Raw genomic sequence first — 17859 nt, forward strand, 5'->3', positions numbered from 1 at the left:
CCCCTATCTATTCACTAGAATGATAGCGTTCGGTTCTTTTTTCCAATAAACTAATGCCTACCACCAACAGTACTATTGCAATTCCTACCATCATACTTACATACGTCCAAACACTACTTAAAGTTCCCTCGTAAACTGTAACTCGTTTCATAGCCTCCATCGCATAATAAACAGGGGACAGCCATCTTATAGCGAGCAAGCCCTCGGATTGAACAATTTCTAGAGGCCAATAAGCCCCACCTATCATAGCAAACGCTACTGCTGCCAAAGAAATAACAACACTACTTTGACTAATAGTTTTAACTAAAGAAATAACTAAAACGGAGAAAGCCATTACGATTAATACATAGATAGCTGCAATGAAAATTACATTCCAAAAACCATCGTACATATTTGTATTTAAAATGTATCTAAATACAAAAAGAACAAGCAACATTTGGATTAATCCAATAGCGTAACTAAAGGACAAGTGGCTAAAATAGAGTTGAAATCTACTAATGGAGGCTAACTTCAATCGATTCCAAACACCTGATCGTTTATCATCCAGTATAAACTGGACATTAATAGATACGGTATAAAACACAAAAAATAACATAAATCCAAATAAACTTTGAAGGGCATTATCATAACGGAAAACCTCGGATTCATCCATAGCTTCCATTTGTAAACTAAATGCCTGGTCATCTTGTATGCTATTTGCTACCGTTGTCCACGTATCTTCTCCTCCAACGTTGATTACTCTCTGCTTAAAACTAATATCTTTATATGCGGAATCAATAAGAAGCGATAAATTTCTGACACTATCCGATTCTGACGCAGCTAATACGGTATAGGATGTTTTATTCAACAAAATACCTACCATCCGGATATCTTTCTTTGCTTTTTGTTGTAGCTCTTCCTCCGTAATTTCTCGAAACAGATATCCGTCATCATCGTTTAATCTTTCCAATACAGCTTGAGTCGTTTCCGAGCCATCCACAGCAACTGATATACTCATCTTTCCATTACTTGAAGCACCAAGTACATATGCCATTACTAAAGTCATTACCGTCATCATGATTAAAACAATAGGTTTACGCTTTAAATTTTGTAATCTAGCAATCCATATACCCATCATTCTGCCACACCTCTTCTCGGAAAGAAAACAATTGAAAGTAATATACAGATTATTACTAATACATATATCACTGTCATAAATGGCCAAATAACGGATAAATCCTGGCCTTTTTGTATAGAAAGAATTGCTGACATCGTAGCGCCATTAGGAGTAAAATCTCCAATTTTCCCAAGAGTCTCAGATAGATCTCTTATACTAAAGAAAGAACCGCCTAGGAAAGAAAATACGGTAATGACTAAACCGTTGAACAGGTTTGCTATGCCATCTGTTTTTGTTCGGAATTGAAGTGTAGTTAACAAAGCTGATAAAGAACCAATAAAAACACTAAAACTTACTATAGTAATTATCATTGCATTTATATTAATCCAATCTATCCCTAACGCGAACCTTCCAAAGAGAAGCATAATTATTTGCTGTATAAAAGCTACAAGGGAACCTGTTATAAAAATAGAAAGGGTGTACCAAGTAGGGGAAACCCCTGCCAATAAAATGCGGTCATACACTTTCCACTGAACTTCTTGCAGAGCAAATCCTGCTAAGAAAGATGGAATATATAATGCGAACATCACTAGCATTCCAACTGTGTAATAAATGGATGCAGGAATCTTCCGTTCATTTGCCTCTAGCACTTGTTCGATCTTTTCCACGCTTGTTTGATTGTTCAATATTTGTTCTGGAGAAACCCCGGCATTGGACAAAGCCAGAAATTTTGTATATTCACTTTGCCATTCCGTTAAAATAGAACTAATAATAGAAGCACGAATTTCATTTTCTTGATTGAGATATAAGGATAAGTCCAGTAACTTCTGTTTATTAAAATAGGCTGTTTCTATATAATCTAAACGAAAATTTGCTGGTATACGTAAAATTCCATCAATTTTCATATCCTCTCGCAAAGTCTCCATATCTGCTTTTTGTTTATCTTCCACTTTTATATATTTTTTAATCTCGTCTGAATTTAATATATTGTTTTTCAATATGTGGGCTGGGTCATTTTTTTCAAATTGAAGGAGGAGGCTTTCTAAAGCTGGACCAGTTAGGCCTTGTTGCTGGAGAAAGTTCACGATCGCATCTTTTTCCTGATCCCAGGATGAATCATCTATAATTACTAGATTTGCTTGGATTGCCTGCTCCTCTTCTCCATCCATTATGCTACCTAATGCATTTGATAAAATGGTTATTAACACTAATGGCATGACCAACAAGATGATTAATGGTTGTTTATTTCTGCTTAACATTTTCAGTTGCTTCAATATTAAAGTAAATAGCATCACTCCATCTCCCTATCTAATCTCTCAGTGCTTTTCCGGTCAAATGCAAAAATACATCTTCCAAAGATGGTACTTTAACTATGGCAGCGGTAATAACAACATTGTTTTCCGCAGCAATTGCAAAAATAGTTGCCAGTGGCTCTTCATTTTTCGGCATCGATATCGTTAGTAACTCTTCTTCTGTTCGAACAATCGCAGTAGGGAGCTGATTAGTTAATGCCTTTTCAAAATTTGCATTCACTAAGTTTACTCGTAGTTCAATAGTTTGGTTAGAAGAAACTAGCTCTTTAAGTTCTTCTTTTGTCCCATAAGCAATTATTTCACCCTGATCCATAATATAAACTTTATCGCATAGGAGCTCTACTTCCTCCATGTAATGGCTTGTATATAATAGAGACATTCCTTCCTCTACAAACTGCTTAACGGTTTCTAAAATATAGGCTCTCGATTGAGGGTCAATTCCAACAGTGGGTTCATCCATTATTAAGATGGATGGTCTATGTAAAAGCGCAGCACCAATATTTAGCCGACGTTTCATCCCACCAGAAAAAGTTTTAACTATATCCCTTTGTCTATCAGACAATCCGATTTTCATTAGTACTTCCGTAATTCGTGTCTCTAAAAGTTCACCTTTTAATCCATATATTCTTCCGAAAAAAGCTAAATTTTCTCTTGCGGAAAGCTCCGGATATAAGGCAATTTCTTGAGGGACCACACCTAATTTTTTACGCAAAGGATCAGGATCTTTCGTAATAGACTTTCCATCCCATAGAACTTCCCCACTTGTCGGGATAATTAAAGAAGAAAGCATCGAAATAGTCGTCGATTTCCCTGCTCCATTTGGACCTATAAGACCGATAGATTCTCCCGCCGGCATTTCCATATTCACTTGCTTTACTACTTCTTTCGTTTTGAACTTCTTAGAAAGATTTATTGCTTGAAGCATTATCTCATCTCCTTACAACTTAGTTATGCCAATTATATCAAACTACCACGTAAGTTTATGTAAAGATATTTTAATATTTAGTATTCTTCCGTAGTTGTAAGAATTTTAGTTGACAATAATTTTCAAATAAGAAAAACCGGGCAAAAAAACGACCGGTCCTTGAAAGTCAAAACCTGTTTCTATCGTTTTCAAAGGGCTTTGGACAGACGTCTTGCTATATAATTACCGTTTGATTTTTTAAAGATGCTGGTCGTGACTTCAGTCACGACCAGCATCTTTTTTTCTCGGTAATCTTATGGCGATTGACTGTCCGTTCTTCACAGGACATTTTTATATATTCTCTTATCTTTCAAAAAAGCTGCCCTTTGAAAGGACAGCTTTTTAATAATTTATATTACACTTCGTCAGTTGCTATTTGGTTTAAAGGTGTGTTGTATAAATCTACATCTAACTCACCAGTAAGTTTTGCAGTTGCGACACCTGCTGTCATGGATCCACTTACATTTACTGCTGTACGTCCCATATCGATTAATGGCTCAACTGATACTAGAAGACCAGCTAATGCAACTGGTAAATTTAATGCAGATAGTACTAGGATTGCAGCGAATGTTGCACCGCCCCCAACTCCTGCTACACCAAACGAGCTTATCGCTACTACCCCAACAACCGTTAAGATGAACATCGGGTCTAATGGATTGATACCTGCTGATGGGGCAATCATAAACGCCAGCATCGCTGGATAAATTCCTGCACAACCATTTTGACCAATAGATAACCCGAAAGATCCAGAGAAGTTGGCAACTCCTTCAGATACGCCCATTTTAGTCGTTTGTGTATGAATGTTAATTGGTAGGGTTCCTGCACTTGAGCGTGAAGTGAACGCAAAGATTAAAGGTTCCGCTGCTTTTTTAACATAAGTAATTGGATTTAATCCAGATAGTGTGATGATTAATAAATGAATCGCAAAGACTACTGCTAACGCTACATAAGAAGCGAGAACGAACTTACCTAAATTGTATATGGCACTAAAATCTGATGTTGCAACGGTTCTTGCAATAATTGCTAAAATGCCGTATGGAGTTAAACGAAGTACTAGTTTAACTACTCGCATTATTAATGCGTAAATCGCATCAATACCTGTTTTAATCGTTGCTGCAGTTTCTTTCTCTTTACGCGCTATTCCTAAATAAGCAAACCCTAAAAATGCTGCGAAGATAACTACTCCAATAGTTGACGTTGGTCTAGCTCCCGTGAAATCTAAAAATGGATTTGCAGGTAATAATTCTAGGATTTGGTCTGGAAGTGCTTTGTCTGCAACTTCTGCAGAGCGACCTTCATAGTATTCTGCACGTTCAGTTTCTGCCTCGCCTTGAATGATTTGTTCTGCATTCAGATCGAATAATGCCGCAGAGCTAATACCGATAACTGCAGCAATGGCAGTTGTTCCTATCAAGAAACTTAAAATAATTGCTGCCATTTTACCAAAATTTTTACCAATCGTAATTTTTGTAAACGCCCCTAAAATAGAGATGAATACTAAAGGCATAACAATCATTTGTAATAATTTTACGTAACCAGTACCAATCAGATTATACCAAGGTACAGTTTCTGCCAATACTTCCGAATCTACCCCGTAGGCTAAATTCAACACTAACCCTAGTACTATTCCTAATCCTAGGGCTGTAAATACACGTTTCGAAAATGAAACATGTTTTTTCTGCATTATGATTAATACCCCAACTAAGAGCAGTAAAGCTACAATGTTAAGAATAATAAATAATAAATTCATATAAATACCTCCATCTTTTGTGCTTATCATATAATAATACTTTTATCCCTATTGGTCAAGTAGGGATTACTTTCTGATTTATATATGTCTTCCCTACTTTCTTTGTGACAAATCAGCTATACTAGAATTAAAATAATAAATGTATAAATAAACATGCACCGGGGGTGAAAATTTGATAGCAAGTTTTTATGGTATTATCGTTTCCGGCATACTTGTTTTAAATATTTCTTTGGCAATTGCACTGATATTTTTAGAACGTCGAGATGCCTCCGCCACTTGGGCGTGGATCCTAGTACTTTTCTTTATACCTGTTTTAGGATTCGGTATTTATTTACTATTCGGTAGAAAGCTACGTAAGAAAACGTTATTCCGTTGGGAAGGAAAAAACAAGATTGGTATCGATAATCTCATTGAATTTCAAATGGAAGCTATTGAAGATGACTCCTTCGATTTTCGTCTAGATGATGCGATGCACTATAAAGAGTTAATTGTCATGCATTTACGTAATAACCAAGCCGTCTTAACCCAAGACAATAAAGTGGAAATCTTTACCGATGGACGAGAAAAGTTTGATGCACTACTTCAAGATATCCACCATGCGAAGGACCATATCCATATTCAATATTATATTTTTCGTTTAGATTCCTTAGGCCAAGAAATTTACCAAGCAGTTTTAGCAAAGGCTAAGCAAGGTGTGAAAGTAAGGATCTTATATGATGATACGGGTTCCCGTTCTTTAAGAAAGAGACATTTCAATGAACTCATAGCGCTAGGTGGTCGTGTAGAAGCATTTTTCCCTTCCATCTTTCCACTAATCAATCCACGTATGAATTACCGGAACCACCGTAAAATCGTCGTAATAGATGGACGAATCGGTTATATCGGAGGATTTAACGTGGGCGATGAATATCTTGGACTAAAAAAGAAATTTGGATATTGGCGTGACACGCATTTACGTATTGAAGGTAGTTCCGTGCATCCACTTCAAACTCGATTCATTCTCGATTGGAACCAAGCCTCAGCAGAGCATGATATTGAGTATTCCGATAGATTTTTCCCAGCTATTCCGATGAAAGGTTCTGTTGGTTTGCAAATTGTTTCTAGTGGACCCGATTCCGAATGGGAGCAAATAAAAAATGGATACCTTAAGTTAATTATGATGGCCAAAAAGTATATTTATATTCAATCCCCGTACTTCATCCCGGATGCTAGTTTTATGGATACGTTACGTATTGCATGTCTTTCCGGCATTGATGTAAGAATTATGATTCCAAATAAACCTGATCATATTTTTGTTTACTGGGCAACATACTCTTATGTTGGCGAGTTGATAAGGGCCGGAGCTAAAGTATATATTTATCAAAATGGATTTTTGCATACAAAAATGATTGTCATTGATGATGAGGCTTCTACAGTGGGAACGGCAAATATTGATGTACGAAGTTTTAAATTGAATTTCGAAGTAAATGCATTTATATATGATCGAGAAACTTCTCATCAGTTAGCGGAGATATTTGAAGATGATATGAAGTTATCTACCGAGTTGACGGCAAAAATATATGAAGATAGATCAACGATGATTAAATTCAAAGAGTCATTATCTCGCCTGATATCTCCAATACTTTAATCTAACTACGCCTTAGAAGAAAAACTAAAAGTACTTTTTAAGGTGAATACCCGTTTATAACGTTTCCGAAGTGCTCTGGACAGACTTGCCGATTTAATAATTACCGATTAATTTTTAAAAAGGCTGGTTGTGACTTCCGTCACAACCAGCCTTTTCTTTTTCGGTAATTTTATTTCGCTTGCCTGACCTTCGTCGCCCTTCAAAAATTCTTAGAAACAGGCAAGTGCGTTTTGGATAACTAGAGATAAAATACTTTCCTACTGAAAGTGGAAGCTCACGAAGATGCAATTTCGTTAGCTATGTCGATTCTTTATTTAGTAACTACTTACTATTTTTCTTTATTTCCACTAGTAAAAAAGGAAATCTACTATCTTCATCCTTCATTACACAATATCATTCCTAAGTTCAACAGTCGTTTTATCTCAATATTAACTTGGACTACTCTTATCATCTAAGCGATAAGCTATGCAATATCTCCTAATTGAGTACTACTCACTTAATTGATTGGTGTTCAAGGTGGCGACTCCGGCGGGATGAGTGAGACAGATGAGATATCACAACGACGCGCTAGCGACGGTGATAGCTCATCGCTCACCCCGCGGAGGCCAACAGGATGTTGGTCACAAAGGCGTTGCCACACGAGGTGGCGCTCTTAGCCTTTGTACCCCACCTGAAACGGAAATCAGTAGTATTAATCATTCTTAAAAGTTCTATAAAACCAGCGTTCATACTATATTTTTATATACTTTCTTTCAAAAAGAGGTTTCCATTTCTGGAAACCCCTTTTTTTATATGCTAATTCCGTCTCTTACAGATCCAGGAATTCTTCTAATGTTACGTTAGCTTCGTATACTTGAGGCGCTAGTTCTTTACCAATGTAACGGAAATGCCATGGCTCATACATGTAGCCTGTAATTTTTTCTGATCCATTAGGATAACGCATGATAAATCCGTACTTATGGGCATTGGCAGCCACCCATTTTCCGGCTTCTGTTTCACCGAAGCTTTCTCTCGCAAAATGTTGTTCAAAATGTTGTTCCCCGATGTCAAAAGCTAATCCCGTTTGATGTTCGGAATATCCAGGACGCGCACTATAACGATCCGCAGCTACTTGACCATCATTCGTTACGTAGCGGTTATAAAGCGTTGTTTGATAGTCAAATGATCGGTACGTACTGAATGCTATAAGTGTATAACCAGACAAAGTAGCTTCTGCTGCCATTTCTTGAAATGCGGCTCTTGCTTCTTCGCTTTCACCAGGTGCATAATCTGAAGGAAGAGGATACTTTTTACTAGCAATTACTATACCTTCTGCTACTGTCGGTTCCTGCGGTAATAATTCATTTCCAACGTAGCCCTTTGCTCCAGACATATCCATTTCTTCCACAACAGGCTCCTCCTTTATGGGAATTTCCTCTTTTGGTTCTTCTACTATAGGCTTCTCCAGAATCGGTTCTTCTATTTTACCTACTGCAACCGGCTGCGTTGCCTCTGTCAGATTACGAAGTTCCTCTATACTCTTATCTATATTCCACTCATTCATCCCTACCCAAACTACTGTGACCCCAATCAGTAGCCCTGCAAAAGTTCCAGAAATAATATATGGCCATTTTTTCTTCTTTTTTTTCTGTAACAAATTATATCTTGATTGCATTTTTTTGAATTTCCTTCTTTCTCATAACGTTATTTCTAGTTTACCATTCTTCCGATAACTATTCTTGTATTCAAATTGAACTTCACCAAAATAATTATACCTATCTTTATCGATAATAAAATCCTTCTAAATCAGTAAAAGCGTATCTACCTACTATAGGTAAATACGCTCTTATTTGCTTATTAAAATAGTAAAGAAACTAACACAATTATAAATAGAATGGCAAATAAAATGGACATACCCTTCATCCATTTCGCCTCTTTAACGAAGCCTTTTTCCTTAAATTTTATCGCTCGGAAGCCATTACTTAGAGTAAAGATTGCTGTCATTAATAATATAGCCATACTAATATTTCCTTTAATGATAAATACCAATGCTGAAACACTAACTGCTGTCATCAGTAGACCAAAAATCCAATTTCTGTTCATATATACACCTCTCATATAAAAAAACGAAGCAGCAATCGCTTCGTTTTCATGTTATACAGACTCTTCTGCTTTTTCTGGATGATTCGAATAGAATTTACGCCCCAAATACGTTTGGAATATCAGTAATACCCCACCTACAGCCCAATATACTGGCAGTGCTGCCATAGAACTGAAGGAAATGAACATAATCATAATAGGCGAAATATAAATCATCATTTTCATTTGTTTCTGTTGTTGCTCAGGTACTGTCCATAACGAAACTTTTGCTTGTATGAAGTAAACTGTTCCAGCAATAAGTGTCATTACAATATCAGGTGACCCTAGGTTAAACCATAAAAATGGGTGAGCTTTAATATCAGCCGAATACAGAATCGCAAAATACAATCCCATAACAATTGGCATCTGAATCACCATTGGTAGACAACCCATGTTTAGTGGATTCACTCCATGTTTACGATATAATCCCATCATTTCTTGTTGTAGAGCCGCTTGCTGTTCTTTATCTTTTGTTTCTTTTAGTCTCTTTTGGATATCGTCCATTTCAGGTTTAAGCTTGTCCATTTTTTGTTTCATGCCTTGTTGCGTTTTATAATTTCTAAGCATTAAAGGCATAAGAACAAGACGAATAAGCACGGTAATCGCGATAATCGCTAATCCGTAACTACCATTGAACATTTCTCCAAAGAAATGTATAAGAAATTCAAAAGGTCGAACAAAAATATTATAAAAAGTACCTTCTTTGTTTTCTACTCCAGAACATCCACTAAGCACTAATGCTGCAAATACTAGAATAGAAAATAAACTAACCTTCTTTTTCAAATCCATTCACCTTCACTCATCAAACTACAAGAAGTATACCTTACTATGAACCTATATATCAAATATAATCCACAATATTTAAACAGACTGTTGTTCATTAGGAAAATTATATTTAAAACTTGGATATTCTTGGTTATCTCGATATTGCTTCGGTGTTAGTCCTGAATACTTTTTGAATATGCGGGTGAAGTAGCTTTGATTGCAAAAATGAAAACTATTCGAAATATCCGATATAGCTTTATTTGTATTTCTTAAAAAGTATTGGCATTCTTCCACTTTACGAACATTTAAGTATTCCACGAGCGTCACACCCGTTTGCTCTCTAAAGATACGAGAAAGATGACTGGTACTAATACTAAAATGTTTAGCAATATCCTCTACTGTTAGATTTTTCTCTATTTCATCATTAATATAAAGGATTACTTTGTTAACCGTTTGATGTCCAAAGGATGGTTTCTTTCTTTCGGTTATGACCATTACAAAAAATTCAACTAACTCATCCGCGCATAGCAAAAATTGTGCGTCACTCATTTTAGTCTCGATTGTTTCAACACATGCAGTATTAAATGCCATCACTTTATCAGCTGGGACTTGGCTTTCATTTAACTTTCTTGTCATAATAGCTGATAGTTGTATGTAGTAATACTTCACGTTTAGGATCATATTTTTACGTGTTCTAGCTATTATTATATCAATTATACTTCTTAAAATTTGTTTCGCTTCCGGAATTTCAAAGGAAAACATTTTTTGGAAAAGCTCTTCTTCTAATTCTAGAAGAGAATCTAAACCATCGACTTTTGCTGTCACACCTATTTCTCTATTATAGATCTTGGAGAAATTCTCTAAAAATTGCTTCTCTACAGTCTTCATATGTCCCTCTTTTTCCTTCTTATTAGGTCTTATTGATCACAATATCCTAATAGGTATGTTGTATTAATCTATATCATTATCCTGGAAATTCGGAGTTTTTACAACTGTTAAGTTTCAATTTTTTTGGGAATTAGCATTTTTAAGTGTTTCGGCAATACTTTTATTTCTAATGGGGTACTATCTCCCTCATCTCCATCTACATTACAATATAAGGGTTTTTGAGTTTCGATTAATATATTGGTCGATTCAATCACCTCAACCCCATTATCCTTTTCTAAGGTTCCAAATATTATTTTCGTACCCATTCTAGCTATAGAAGCTAATCCTGCTTGTTTTATAATATAAATATGTAATTTCCCATCATTTATCTCAGCGGAATTTACCATTTTTTCAAATCCACCAACTGAATTCGTCAGTGCCACTAATATTAGCATAGGTGTACCCTTCCAAATACCTTGATCATGCGTTATTGTCATCTCTATCTCTTCACTTGATTTAATAGCTTTGGCACCTTCTATAAGATAAGCAAGAGAGCCCATTTTTGTTTTTTGTTCAACAGTTGTATCAGCTACACGATTAGCTATCTCACCGATAGCTACTATATTCATAAAATATTTATCCCCTATTTGGCCAATATCCACCATTTGTGTGTGAGTCGCTTTCAACGCTTCAATGGCAAGCTCCGGTTCCAACGGAATTCCTAATGCACGCGCAAAATCATTTACAGTGCCGAGAGGAACAAACGAGAATAATGGACGATAGGGTTGATTAGCAAGCCCATTAACTACCTCATTAATCGTTCCATCCCCACCCATTGCAACTAAAAAGTCTATTTTCTCTACACAAGCCTGCTTAGCAAATATGGTGGCATCCTCTTGCTTCTCTGTCTCTTTAATAATAACTTCATATCCCATTCCTTCTAACACATTAATAGTTGTTTCTTTATACTGCTTCGCTTCTGCTTTACCAGCAGACGGATTATAGATGAACATTGCTTTCAAAGGAACTCCCCCTAGCATATTTTGGTCTACTTCAAATTCCCTTTATCGATAATTTTAAAACCTTTTACTGAATAAATGTTAAACTATGAGTAAAGATCATTATAGAATAGAAATGAGGGGCAGCAATGCACTTTTTCATATATATTATTATTTTTTTCTCGTTCTTCGACTTATTTTCCCAACTACCAATCATGAGTCCCTTTGCTGAATCGTTAGGGGCTACTCCTTTTATAACTGGATTAGTTGTTGGAATGTACTCTCTTTCGAATACATTTGGGAATATCATATCTGGATTTTTAACCGATAAAAAAGGACCCTTCTATATATTAATCATCGGTTTGTTTGCTACGAGCTTTTCGTTATTCCTTTACCAACTTGTCAGCGATCCTACTGGGTTATTAGTGGTAAGGTTTATACATGGCTTAGTTGCTGGACTGATTGTACCTGCAGCGTTTACTTATTCTGCAAATAAGACTTCAAAGGAAAAGCGTGGTAAAGGGGTTGCACTATCTGGTGCATTTGTTGGACTAGCTGCTATCGCTGGTCCGGCAACAAGTGGAATTCTCGCAAGTAAAAAAAGTGAGGTATTTGTTTTAGGAATGACTGGCTCTATCATGCTTGTATTAAGTATATTAGCGCTCGTTTTGTTAAGAAAAATTGCTATCGAACGAAAAGATAAGGAAGCTTCCTCACAACATACCGTTCTTTCTATTTTTCAACATACTGGCATTGTTAAATCATTTGCAGGTGCGTTTTTCTTAATGTTTTCCCAAGGTGTATTGGCTTATATGCTACCTTTAAAGGTATTACACCTTGGATTTGACTCTAAAACAAGTGGATTTCTTCTAAGTACATTTGGTCTTGTTGCCATTTTGGTGTTTATACTACCGACTAATAGAATATTTGACCGGGTGAAGCCAGTTTATACGTTTACTTTTGGAATGTGTATGATGGGAATAAGCATGTTATTACTTGGTCAAACAGATTCACTGAATTTACTTTACGTCTGGATGGGGTTATATGGAATAGGATTTGCGTTTCTATTCCCTTCTATTAACACACTTTTAATCGATTCAAGCGAACAGTCATATCGCGGTAAGGCGTACGGCTATTTTTATGCTTTCTTCTCTATAGGAGTTGTTATGGGGTCAAGTATTACTGGTTTTCTTGAACTAGATGCAACAAGTGGATTTACTATGACAGGAATCATATTGCTCATAGTTTCTACCTTGATCATTGCAACAAGAAAATAATAAAACAGGAATGTGTCTATTTGCACATTCCTGTTTTATGAAGCATTATAATGTTATTTGGTCTTTTAGATTAGGTTTCTTTTCTACTTCAACCTTTTCTGCATCCTTAGAAGATTTTTTAGATTTATCCTGCACCTCTTCATTGTAATACTGGACACTTGTCAGAGCACCTTCATCCACCATGTTGTTATCAGGTATATCATGCGGATCTGGATGTCCCGCTGTCGTTAAATCAGATTTTTGGTGATTTTGCGAGTCTATGTAAGCATTCACTTTAGATTTGGTATTATTAAATGCTACTAATGCTTTGTCACGATTTTCTTTTTTACTAAAATATGCATAAGCTCCTGCTGCTAATCCTGCTAATAAAAGTGATTTGTTTTTTGCCATCCTAATTACCTCCAAGTTATATATATAGTTTATATACCCTATTATGAATAAGTTCACACCTTTTTAATAAATTTAGTTTTTAAAGGAGATTTAAGTAATAGAATAATAGTTTAAGCGTTTTATATTACATTTTGATTTCTAATTGAATTTAATTCTGCGTAATTGTAGAAGATTCTCATTATTTTTGTTATGATTACAAAAAGAATTTAGAGGTGATTTCAAATGATTAGGGCGACTACGTTAGATGATATTTCGATAATTCAACAGATCGCAAAGGTCAGTTGGAACGATACATATAAAAATATAATACCTATTGACATACAAACGCTTTTCTTAGAAAAGGCTTATTCCCCTATGATGATTGTCAAAAGAATAGAAAAAACTATTTTCTTAGTTGCTGAATGTGAAGGTAAGCCAATTGGTTTTGCCAATTTTACATATGTGGACGAAGATGGAGATGCTGAACTAACTGCAATCTATATATTACCTGAATACAAACAGACTGGATTTGGAAAAAAACTTTTATTAGCTGGGCTAAACGAAATGCCATCTGGTCAACAATTATTTGTTTACGTTGAAAGCAAAAATGATAATGCTCGTCATTTTTATGAAAAATTCGGCTTCGAGTGCTTAGAAGAATTTGATGAATACTTTGAAGGACACCCACTAACTACCGCTAAATATGTTTATCTATTGAAAACACCGGCCATTTAGGTCGGTGTTTTTGTTAACTAAAGTGTCTTTTCTGTAGCGTAGAATTCCTCTTGAAATTCAACTGGTGGTTTCCGTACAAAGCACATAATTGCTGCGGAGTACAACAGAATTGACGTTAGCGATATTATACCTGCAAATAGACCAGCAATGATAAACATAATTCCGGCTAATTTCGGGTTTTTGTTTTTGGAAATAGAAACAATCCCAATGATATTCAAGATCAAACTAATAACAAGAATAATAATAAACACCCAACCAAATATGTTCAATGCATCAATAATTATATCCATATCACCGTCATGAACTTGTAAGTCCGCCTCAGTCAATGCTGGGTCATTGGCAATCATGTCCTGGAATTGGGTTTTGAATGCCTCATCTTTCAGTACGCTGCTTCCACTTACCACTAAAATGGTTATTAAAATAATGCTTAGTAAAGTCATAATTGCACTAATTACACCTAATACAATTTCTCCTGTACGTGACATAGAATTCACTCCCTTAATTTTATATGTTCCTTTTACTCTACGAAAGTTAATCAAAAAAGTTTCGTATAATTTTAATGTCCCCTTCCTAAAAATAGTTTAAACCTGTTTAAAAATTAATGGACTGGGGTAACATTAAACTATCAACGAGAACAGAGAGGATGAGTTTCATGGAGAAAAAGATCATTTTTAACCAATCAGATTTCTTTTATATGTTAGCAGGTGCATCAGTATTAACAGGAATTTTAGTGTTTTTTACACAAATTTAATAAGTTCACAATAAAAAAGCAATCCTTTTCTCTTAGATAGAAACGGATTGCTTTTTGTATTATGCTTTTATATCATCATATTCGTCAGATTTTGAGAAGGCTGCCACTACATACGAGCAAACCGGCTCCATTTTTAACTCCTGCTCTCGCGCATAAGTTGCAGCGCTATCCAATAATTTCTTGGCAACTCCCTGGCCTCTCAATTTATCAGAGACAAATGTATGATCCATCACCATTATATCCCCAAGTAACGTCCAAGTAATCTCTCCAAGTCTTTCTCCCTCTTGTATATATTGATACGCAAATACATCGTTGCCTAATTCTTTAAATTGAAATTCCATCGATAACCACTCCTTTTCTGAATTTTAGCATATTTATTTGTTTATTGACAACGGACGCAACTGAGCTTCGATTTCTGCTCTTCTTGTTTCTAAAAAAGGTGGTAGCGCTAATCTTTCTCCCAAAGTCTCCATTGGTTCATCCGTATCAAATCCAGGTTCATCAGTTGAAAGTTCAAATAAAATACCATTTGGCTCTCTGAAATAGATAGCCTTGAAATAGTATCTGTCCACTAAACCAGATGTAGTGAAGCCTTTTTCTCGTAAACGCTCCTCCCACTTTGGATAATCTTCCATTGTAGGAACTCGGAATGCAACATGGTGCACACTACCGCGTCCAGGTCGCTCTATTGGTAAATCTGTACGTGTCTCTAGATGAACTTCTCCAGCAGGCCCGCCTTTTCCCGTCGTATAAACTTGGATAGCTGGCATTTCGTTGACATCAGATGGGTAAGAACCTGCTAAGTTAAACCCAAGTATTTCTGTTAATACCTTTTCAGTAGGTGCTGATTTTCGAACAGTAAGCTTCACTGGACCTAGGCCAACAATCGCATTGTTAGCTGAAATTCCCTCTTTAACCCACGCTTCTCCATACGGAATTCCAGTTCCATCGTCCACTACTAGCATATGTCGTGCCCCTTCAAAGTCTTCAAAGTAAAGCGTATTGCGACCAAACCGCTCTTTAATGGAATCATGTGGTATATCCAACTTCTCAAATCTATTTTTCCAAAATTGTAAGGCTTCCTCGCTTTTTACACGGAACCCTGTATTACTGATACTTGATACCCCAGGATATGTTCTTCCTGCTTGTGGTATGTCAAAGTATGTCATGTCCGTTCCCGGTGTGCCTACTGCATCAGCGTAAAATAAATGATAGGATGACGGATTATCCTGATTTACACTTTTTTTTACTAATCGCATTCCTAATATTCTTGTATAAAAGTCATGATTTTTATCCGCATTTGCAGTAATTGCTGAGACGTGATGGATTCCCGCTAATTTCATTTGTCTTCCTCCTCATTATTTTATCTTGAAGTTGAGATATATTCATTCAATAATAACAAGTTCTTGTATTTTGTGCAAATAAAGAGCACAAGGCTTTAAGAAATTACCTCCCGAAAACCACATTACCCACCGAACAAAAAGATGTTGGATCCTCTAATAAACAGAAACGTAGATATGACGTTGATTTCCGCTCCGAGCGGACGCTTTCCGTGGACACGGCTTCAGCCGCTTCCCTCGCTTACGCTCAGTCCAGGGTCTTCAGCTCGGTGCACCTGTCGCTTCGCTTTCGGTGCAGAAAACATTTGCTGTTCCCACTGGAGTCGCCGCTCTGCGATCCAATCAACTAGATTCACTTTTTATATATATCGGTACTTGGATATAAAACCACATAAGTATAGGTGCATTATCTTCAAATAACTAATCATGAAAATGACTCAAAAAAGAAGATCTACTTCTTCTTTCATTATAAAATAGTATCCCTAATCTGATAGACGGTTTTATCCCTCTTTTGACTTTGACTACACTTATCTTCTACGCGCGAGGCTATGACCTGATTGTTGAGTAGAGTACTACACACTATATGAATTGGAGTGAAAGGTGGCGACTCCAACGGTATAAGCACGAGCTGAAAGCCCCGCAGGAACTTTGGAAAGGGACAAAGGCTAAGAGCGCCACCACGCGATCGCAACGCCTTCGTGACCAACATCCTGTTGGCCCGAGGGAGATTGAAGCCGTGCCCGCGGAAAGCGTCCACCTGAAACGGAAATCAGCAGTGTTCTTCATTTCTTCAAGTCCTATGAACCCAGTGTTCATAGAACATTTTTATATACTTAATCTTGAACAAAACAAAACCCTCCTATCTTATGAAGAAGGAGGGTTCACGTATTAGTTGAAAATAGAACGAATGGAATCGATTAGATTATTAAAGAAATTTTTGACACTTGCCCAAAATCCTTCATTGTCAACTATTTTACCAATTTTATCTTCAATTGTTTTACTTAAATCATTCAGTTGATCCGACCACTGACTGAAGTCTATATCTAATTGACGAATGCGGTCCATTAAATCGATTAATAGTTGACGATCTTTTTCCGAAAGCTCAATTTTTAGATTGGCTAATTGCTCAGAAACAATTTTCTCCACTTCTTCACGAGAAACTGGATTTTGTTCAGCAATTTGCTTTTTAATTTCCGTTAATAATTCACTTACTTTTGCTTCATCAATACCCGCTTCTTGTGCTAAATTAGTGGCAATAGAAAGTTCGTCATTTGCTACGTCTGTGCGCTCTGGGTCTAGTTTTTCACCAGTAATCTCATACGCTTTGTAAATTCCTACTAGAGCTGAATGGCCAGTTACAGGCTTGGGTGCAGCAATTTCTACTACTGCATCCTGAATCCCTGCCGTTAGCATTGCATTTGCATACATTTCGGACGTTACTTCTGTAATATTATCTTGTGTAACAATGCTTATCACAAGACCTTTACCAGCATCTTTTCGCGTAATCTTAGCGGAAGAGAACATTCTTGCAGATGCATCTCCGTCCTGTAAATAGGTTGCTAAATCTGCCCCAGTTACTTCGATTTCCTGAACATCTGATGTATCCGTTATTTTCAAGCTTTTCTTTACGCTATCTTTTTGTTCAGCAGTCAGGTTTCCACCATACACCACGATAGGAGCACCAAATTTTTCGTTTACGACCTCGTCAGTGGAACTATTTGAATCTGCAAATGAATAAGTAGGTGCAATGACCATGCCAAGCAATAACATTACTGTCATGAATGGTAATAATATTTTCTTCATTCTATTTACCCCTTTCCTTTCCATTTCCTCAATAATACGAAAACAAGAGCAAAAAGTTCCGACTAATCGATTCTTTTTACTCCATG

Annotated in this window: 18 protein-coding genes; 4 read left to right on the forward strand and 14 right to left on the reverse strand. The window is 36.3% G+C overall.

Annotated elements, in window-relative coordinates; all coding sequences use genetic code 11:
- Positions 1-7 precede the first annotated feature (7 nt).
- The 4 genes from LDK52_RS04255 to LDK52_RS04270 form a co-directional block, all read right to left on the reverse strand.
- Positions 8-1117, reverse strand: coding sequence for an ABC transporter permease (locus tag LDK52_RS04255; RefSeq protein ID WP_277584706.1), 1110 nt, complete (start codon positions 1115-1117; stop codon positions 8-10).
- Positions 1114-2388, reverse strand: coding sequence for an ABC transporter permease (locus tag LDK52_RS04260; RefSeq protein ID WP_277584707.1), 1275 nt, complete (start codon positions 2386-2388; stop codon positions 1114-1116). Before LDK52_RS04260 ends, LDK52_RS04255 begins: the two co-directional genes overlap by 4 nt.
- 16 nt (positions 2389-2404) lie before the next feature.
- The gene (locus tag LDK52_RS04265; RefSeq protein ID WP_277584708.1) at positions 2405-3334 is read right to left on the reverse strand and encodes an ABC transporter ATP-binding protein; all 930 of its coding nucleotides are present in this window, start codon (positions 3332-3334) and stop codon (positions 2405-2407) included.
- A 394-nt stretch (positions 3335-3728) separates the two neighbouring features.
- On the reverse strand, positions 3729-5123 hold the full coding sequence (locus LDK52_RS04270) for an L-cystine transporter (RefSeq protein ID WP_277584709.1): 1395 nt from the start codon (positions 5121-5123) through the stop codon (positions 3729-3731).
- A 172-nt stretch (positions 5124-5295) separates the two neighbouring features.
- Between LDK52_RS04270 and cls the strand changes: the two genes are divergently transcribed.
- Complete coding sequence (cls, locus tag LDK52_RS04275; RefSeq protein WP_277584710.1) at positions 5296-6750, forward strand: cardiolipin synthase; 1455 nt, start codon at positions 5296-5298, stop codon at positions 6748-6750.
- 546 nt (positions 6751-7296) lie between these two features.
- Positions 7297-7455, forward strand: a complete 159-nt coding sequence (locus LDK52_RS04280) for a hypothetical protein (RefSeq protein ID WP_277584711.1) — start codon at positions 7297-7299, stop codon at positions 7453-7455.
- 103 nt (positions 7456-7558) lie between these two features.
- On the opposite strand, the gene LDK52_RS04285 is transcribed toward LDK52_RS04280, so the two are convergent.
- The 5 genes from LDK52_RS04285 to LDK52_RS04305 form a co-directional block, all read right to left on the reverse strand.
- The gene (locus LDK52_RS04285; protein WP_277584712.1) at positions 7559-8404 is read right to left on the reverse strand and encodes a M15 family metallopeptidase; all 846 of its coding nucleotides are present in this window, start codon (positions 8402-8404) and stop codon (positions 7559-7561) included.
- A 182-nt stretch (positions 8405-8586) separates the two neighbouring features.
- Positions 8587-8832: a hypothetical protein gene (locus LDK52_RS04290; RefSeq protein ID WP_277584713.1), complete on the reverse strand. Its 246-nt coding sequence runs from the start codon at positions 8830-8832 to the stop codon at positions 8587-8589.
- A gap of 51 nt (positions 8833-8883) precedes the next feature.
- Positions 8884-9657, reverse strand: a complete 774-nt coding sequence (gene yidC / locus LDK52_RS04295; RefSeq protein WP_277584714.1) for a membrane protein insertase YidC — start codon at positions 9655-9657, stop codon at positions 8884-8886.
- A 72-nt stretch (positions 9658-9729) separates the two neighbouring features.
- Positions 9730-10521 (reverse strand): AraC family transcriptional regulator, encoded by a 792-nt coding sequence (locus LDK52_RS04300; RefSeq protein WP_277584715.1) that lies wholly within the window; start codon positions 10519-10521, stop codon positions 9730-9732.
- A gap of 107 nt (positions 10522-10628) precedes the next feature.
- Positions 10629-11513: a diacylglycerol/lipid kinase family protein gene (locus tag LDK52_RS04305; RefSeq protein WP_277584933.1), complete on the reverse strand. Its 885-nt coding sequence runs from the start codon at positions 11511-11513 to the stop codon at positions 10629-10631.
- Between the two features lie 134 nt (positions 11514-11647).
- On the opposite strand from LDK52_RS04305, the gene LDK52_RS04310 reads away from it, so the two are divergent.
- On the forward strand, positions 11648-12775 hold the full coding sequence (locus tag LDK52_RS04310) for an MFS transporter (protein WP_277584716.1): 1128 nt from the start codon (positions 11648-11650) through the stop codon (positions 12773-12775).
- Between the two features lie 45 nt (positions 12776-12820).
- On the opposite strand, the gene LDK52_RS04315 is transcribed toward LDK52_RS04310, so the two are convergent.
- Positions 12821-13165 (reverse strand): hypothetical protein, encoded by a 345-nt coding sequence (locus LDK52_RS04315; protein WP_277584717.1) that lies wholly within the window; start codon positions 13163-13165, stop codon positions 12821-12823.
- A gap of 222 nt (positions 13166-13387) precedes the next feature.
- Between LDK52_RS04315 and LDK52_RS04320 the strand changes: the two genes are divergently transcribed.
- Entirely contained in the window at positions 13388-13879 is a 492-nt protein-coding gene (locus tag LDK52_RS04320; protein WP_277584718.1) for a GNAT family N-acetyltransferase, read from the forward strand.
- 17 nt (positions 13880-13896) lie between these two features.
- Here the strand turns inward: LDK52_RS04320 and LDK52_RS04325 are convergent, their stop codons facing one another.
- The 4 genes from LDK52_RS04325 to LDK52_RS04340 all read right to left on the reverse strand — a co-directional run bounded on the left by LDK52_RS04325 (position 13897) and on the right by LDK52_RS04340 (position 17773).
- Positions 13897-14364, reverse strand: a complete 468-nt coding sequence (locus tag LDK52_RS04325; protein WP_277584719.1) for a DUF4064 domain-containing protein — start codon at positions 14362-14364, stop codon at positions 13897-13899.
- A gap of 325 nt (positions 14365-14689) precedes the next feature.
- A complete protein-coding gene (locus LDK52_RS04330; protein ID WP_277584720.1) occupies positions 14690-14971 on the reverse strand; it encodes a GNAT family N-acetyltransferase in 282 nt (93 codons plus the stop codon).
- A gap of 33 nt (positions 14972-15004) precedes the next feature.
- Positions 15005-15973 (reverse strand): ring-cleaving dioxygenase, encoded by a 969-nt coding sequence (locus LDK52_RS04335; RefSeq protein ID WP_277584721.1) that lies wholly within the window; start codon positions 15971-15973, stop codon positions 15005-15007.
- A gap of 885 nt (positions 15974-16858) precedes the next feature.
- Entirely contained in the window at positions 16859-17773 is a 915-nt protein-coding gene (locus LDK52_RS04340) for a DUF1002 domain-containing protein (protein WP_277584722.1), read from the reverse strand.
- Between the last annotated feature and the right edge of the window lie 86 nt (positions 17774-17859).

It is taken from the genome of Psychrobacillus antarcticus, assembly GCF_029533155.1.
Classification (GTDB): Bacteria; Bacillota; Bacilli; order Bacillales_A; family Planococcaceae; genus Psychrobacillus; species Psychrobacillus antarcticus.